Here is a 330-nt window from a genome sequence, read left to right as displayed (position 1 = left end):
GGCTCCACCCGGAAGCCCCGGATCTTCACCTGTTCATCCGCGCGACCCTCGAAGAACAGTTCGCCGTCCTCGTTCCAGCGGGCCAGGTCACCGGACCGGTACATACGACCGCCGCACGGGCACGCGACGAAGCGTTCGGCGGTGAGGTCCGGGCGGCCGACATATCCGCGGGCCAGACCCGCGCCCGCCACATACAGCTCGCCCGCCACGCCCACCGGAACCGGCTGAAGGAAACCGTCCAGGACATAGACCTGAGCGTTCCCGATCGGGGCGCCGATCGACGGGGGCGGGTCCTCCGGCCGGATACCCCGGTCCAGGGGCACGGCAGTG

General features: G+C 70.6%; 1 protein-coding gene. It reads right to left on the bottom strand.

Annotation, left to right across the window (positions count from 1 at the left end; translation table 11 throughout):
* Positions 1–330: AMP-binding protein (locus FF041_RS37340; protein ID WP_153527237.1), on the bottom strand; the 330-nt coding region annotated here is incomplete at both ends.

It is taken from the genome of Streptomyces jumonjinensis (assembly GCF_009600885.1).
Lineage (GTDB): Bacteria > Actinomycetota > Actinomycetes > Streptomycetales > Streptomycetaceae > Streptomyces > Streptomyces jumonjinensis.
This window is presented reverse-complemented; position numbering and strand designations above follow the sequence as displayed.